The organism is Coraliomargarita sinensis (genome assembly GCF_003185655.1).
GTDB classification, from domain to species: domain Bacteria; phylum Verrucomicrobiota; class Verrucomicrobiia; order Opitutales; family Coraliomargaritaceae; genus Coraliomargarita_B; species Coraliomargarita_B sinensis.
In genome coordinates this window covers 1-3818 of record NZ_QHJQ01000023.1, presented here as the reverse complement: position 1 = coordinate 3818, position 3818 = coordinate 1, and the positions used below count along the sequence as shown (strand labels likewise).

The window sequence follows — 3818 nt, the reverse complement described above, 5'->3', positions numbered from 1 at the left end:
TGCAGGTAGATCATGGTCGTCTCGACGCAGGTATGCCCCAGAAGCTCCTGGACCGTGCGGATGTTGCTTCCGTTCTCCAGCAGGTGGGTGGCGTAGCTGTGCCTCAAGACGTGCGAGTTCGAACGTTTGGGGATTTCCGCTTCCGTTGCCGCCACTGAGAGATGTTTCTGGTAAGCGCGGGGCAGGATGTGATGCCGCCGCTTCGGCGCGTCCGCCGCACGCGGGTCCCTCGACAACCGATCCATCGGAAAGACCCAAAACCACTCCCATCGCTTTCCCGCCTTCGGCATCTTCTTGTCCAGCGCATTCGGCATGTAAGCACCCGGAACATCCCCTTTCCGGTCGGCGTCGTGCAGCGAACGGATCTTCTCCAGATGTTTCACCAGCGGTTCCCGCAACGACTTTGGTAGCGGCACGCAGCGATCCTTGTCGCCCTTCGAGGCGCGGACGTAGAGCTTCCCGCGCTCCAGATCCACGTCCTTGATCCGAAGTCGACAGACCTCGGAGATCCGCAAGCCACAGCCGTACTGCAGCCGCGCCATTAAGCTCCATTTGCCCCGCATCCGGTCCAGCAGGCGCTTGATCTCCCCCTTGGAATAAACCACCGGATAATACTTCTTCGGGTCCGCCTTCACGTAGTCGCTGAAATCCCCCAACTCCATCTTGCGCACCTCACGGAGAAAGAAAACGCCCGCATTCAAAGCCTGCCGCTGTGTGCCTGCAGCCACGCCTTCCTCCACGGCAAGAAAGCTCAAAAAACCTTTCAAGTCCTTTTCGCCGAAAGCCTCCAGCCCGTCCTTGTGATTCAGGTATCGCTCCATCCGCCGGAGCCAACCCAGGTAGGCTTCCTCGGTGCGGTAGGCCATATGCCTCACACGCATCAAACGGGTGGCTTCCTCATACCAGGGATCCATCCCCACCTTCGCCTGCATCTCCGCTACCGTGTGGGCGTAATGCCGCCGCCCGTCCTCGAATTCCGCCTCGCTCACCGCTTCTTCAGCCTCTTCCTCCGCTTTGTCTGCCCCGTCAGACTCGGCCACACAGGGCGGGTCCTTCCGATCCGCTACCCGTCGCCGTGTCGGCGCCTCCCGGAAAAACCAGTTCAGGCCGTCCGTCCACTGCTTGACCTGCCAGTCCGCCGGATGCCGCGTGTCCACCAGATGCTCGATAAAATCCTGCGCCGAAATTTTCGTGGCCGGACAGCACTCCCGCTTCAAATGCCCGAGGAACCAGTTGATGATGATGCGGTGCCGTTCACGCTCCTGCTTCGGCAGATCTGATGACTGAAGCGCGTCCGACCAGTTGGGGAAGGATATCGTCGTCATAACTACGACAAATGTACATAAGTTCACCTATTACAAGTGAAAAGCATCTCTAGTCAAAGACAGCTCATCTTGGGCCGGATAACCCCTGCGCGCGCGTGGGCGCGTGTTCGGAGACATTTTGACACCAAGCCTCGAGGATGTTGAACTGCACTGGTCTTCAATCCAAATAATAAGTTATTCATCATTAACCAATTACATACTCAGATTCAATAATCTTGAAACCGTCTGTCACCTCGACAATATCAGCGGAAAGTACACTAATAATACTGTTAAGAAAGAATGAATGAGCTACTCACGATGCCCATCGCTATTATTCTCGGCACAGTCTTCATTCTGAAAAGAAAACAAATGGGTGCTTGGCTTCATGAATCACACTCGAACTGGGGTGTGGATTTTGGAACAAAAGAAGGGTATGCCCTTTTGACTGGTTTCATTGGAGTTGCTTGGATTTTGATAGCTTGCAGTATCCTCCTCATGAGTCTCCTAGCCAAATGAAAGAAGCCTTAACCAGCCGGTGGTCTCAATGCCTTTCGCGCTCCGCGCTACAGGCATGAGACACCTCATCGTTCTGCAAAAGAAATGAGAAACCTCACACTAGCCCTCATCTTTCTTCACGCGCTACAGATATTCGCTGCAGACACTAGGCAGCCTTCAGAATATTACGCGCAAGTGGCAGATCTAATTGTGATTGGTGAGATAGAAAGAATGGAATACGATATTCCAAGTGAGCCACCTCACGAAGACTTCTTCTACAACATCGGAAAATTGAGAGTGGATGAAGTGCTTAAAGGCGAAATTGAACTTGATGATGAAGGTTATTATAATCTTTGGCTACCATCCAAAAAGAATGGAGTGATCTCAGCGATTTCATACTGGGACACTGGAGCCAAGGGAGTCTGGTTCCTAAAATCTACAGAGGACGGCATGCGGGAATTCGGCTTAAGCCACATCAGTGAGAAGGATCGTATAAAAAGAGAACTTTCTTACGGCTACAAGAGACAGCTTGGATCAGCTATGAGATGGAGCTATCACATTTACGAAGAAAGAAGATACCATGATACCCCAACGAGGGACCTGAAGAAAATGGCACTTTACGAACTGGTTCTTAGACAGAATTTACAGTTTTCTGAGGCCAAGTGCCCGGCTGCTCTCGCGCTTGATGGAGACATCAATCCTTTGATCGAAGTGCAGGATGTTGATCCTCACAGATCAGTAATAGCTGTCCTTCGGGACATTTGTGATCAGCACGAAAATCTCGACTTCGAGTTTGGAGACCATCAATTCGTCTTATTCGATAGAACCAAGGCAGAACAAGACGCTGGTATCAATTCCGTTACGTCGCTCCGCGACTCCACTCCATGATACAGCTCCACGTTCTGAGAAAAAATGCATGAAGAGAATATAGCAGTCTGGGGCATTGGAGGCATCTGGTTAGCCCTGTCTGTTGCACTAATTGCCTTCACATTTTGGAAGGGAAGAAAAAGAAGGAACAGAAGCTACCACTATGCATTTTGCTTCAGCCATTTGTTTGCGCCTGCTGCAATCGGAGGATATGGATGGGGCTTGCCGATACCGGCAACATACTCGATTTACGGAAACTTCGTAGCCTTGTTCACGAAAGAACTCTTCTTCTTCAGGAGACAGGAAGCTCTTCATTGGATTGTGTTCGCTTTAGTCTGTTGGTTGCTGACGTTCCTCACTTTATGGGGGCTGATTGCACTTGTTCGGCACCTGATTTCAGAACCAGGCGAGGTAGTCAATGCGAGTCAGCCCGCTGGATCATCCGAGAACCACTTGCACGATTGACCCGTTGGGCTCGCATCGACTACTCTTATCGTTAGCTAAAAGAATGAATGAATCTACTCTGTTTTTGATCATTGGCGGTGTAGGACTGGCAGTCGGCCTTTTGATGCTTCCGCTTGGATTGAACGAAAGAAAGAAAAAGAGAAAGAAGTTCGGCGAAGCTGCATTTACAAAAGGCAAGGTATTGGGAGAGAATGAGTCCGATCAGTCTCACGGATTTCCATCGATTCCTGGAGGGGGTGCTGCCGCGAAAATAACGTTCCGAACCCAGTTTTCTTATACCGTTGCCGAGAAATTTTACCTTGGGCAATCAGGGACGGCATCAAATACCCAGCAATACCAACCGGGCACGGAAATAGAAGTCATCTTTAATCCTAAAGATCCCGAAATCTGCGATATTTATGATGCTAGTTTTCGACTAATGCCTCTAATTCCTTTTATCCTTGGGGGAGTGTTCTTCCTCGTCGGTGGGTTCTTTCTTTACGCATATACATCAATGAGCTAACCAGTCGATTGTCTCAATTCCTTTCGCGCTCCGCGCTACAGTCTTGAGACATCTCATCTGATGTGTCCTGAGAAAACTGGACATGGGATTCTCTTAAAAAGAGGATCCAACCATGAAGAGACAACGCTATACTGCCGAGTTCAAACAGGAGGCAGTCAAACTGATATTAATCGACGGGACCCCGG

General features: G+C 50.6%; 4 protein-coding genes. 3 read left to right on the top strand and 1 reads right to left on the bottom strand.

What is annotated here, in order from left to right:
- The coding region (locus tag DDZ13_RS15075; RefSeq protein ID WP_110132291.1) for an integron integrase at positions 1–1325 on the bottom strand (1325 nt) is incomplete at its 3' end.
- 279 nt (positions 1326–1604) lie between these two features.
- On the opposite strand from DDZ13_RS15075, the gene DDZ13_RS15070 reads away from it, so the two are divergent.
- From DDZ13_RS15070 to DDZ13_RS15060, 3 genes are all read left to right on the top strand, one after another.
- Positions 1605–1820, top strand: a complete 216-nt coding sequence (locus tag DDZ13_RS15070; RefSeq protein ID WP_110132290.1) for a hypothetical protein — start codon at positions 1605–1607, stop codon at positions 1818–1820.
- Between the two features lie 84 nt (positions 1821–1904).
- A complete protein-coding gene (locus DDZ13_RS15065; protein ID WP_110132289.1) occupies positions 1905–2687 on the top strand; it encodes a hypothetical protein in 783 nt (260 codons plus the stop codon).
- Positions 2688–3174: 487 nt separating this feature from the next.
- Positions 3175–3633, top strand: coding sequence for a DUF3592 domain-containing protein (locus DDZ13_RS15060; RefSeq protein WP_158279950.1), 459 nt, complete (start codon positions 3175–3177; stop codon positions 3631–3633).
- The last annotated feature ends 185 nt before the right edge of the window (positions 3634–3818 follow it).

What these genes read in the sequence shown, in the direction of transcription:
- DDZ13_RS15065 (WP_110132289.1), top strand. Translation starts at nt 1,905, where the DNA reads ATGAGAAACCTCACACTAGCCCTCATCTTTCTTCACGCGCTACAGATA.
- DDZ13_RS15060 (WP_158279950.1), top strand. Translation starts at nt 3,175, where the DNA reads ATGAATGAATCTACTCTGTTTTTGATCATTGGCGGTGTAGGACTGGCA.
- DDZ13_RS15070 (WP_110132290.1), top strand. Translation starts at nt 1,605, where the DNA reads ATGAATGAGCTACTCACGATGCCCATCGCTATTATTCTCGGCACAGTC.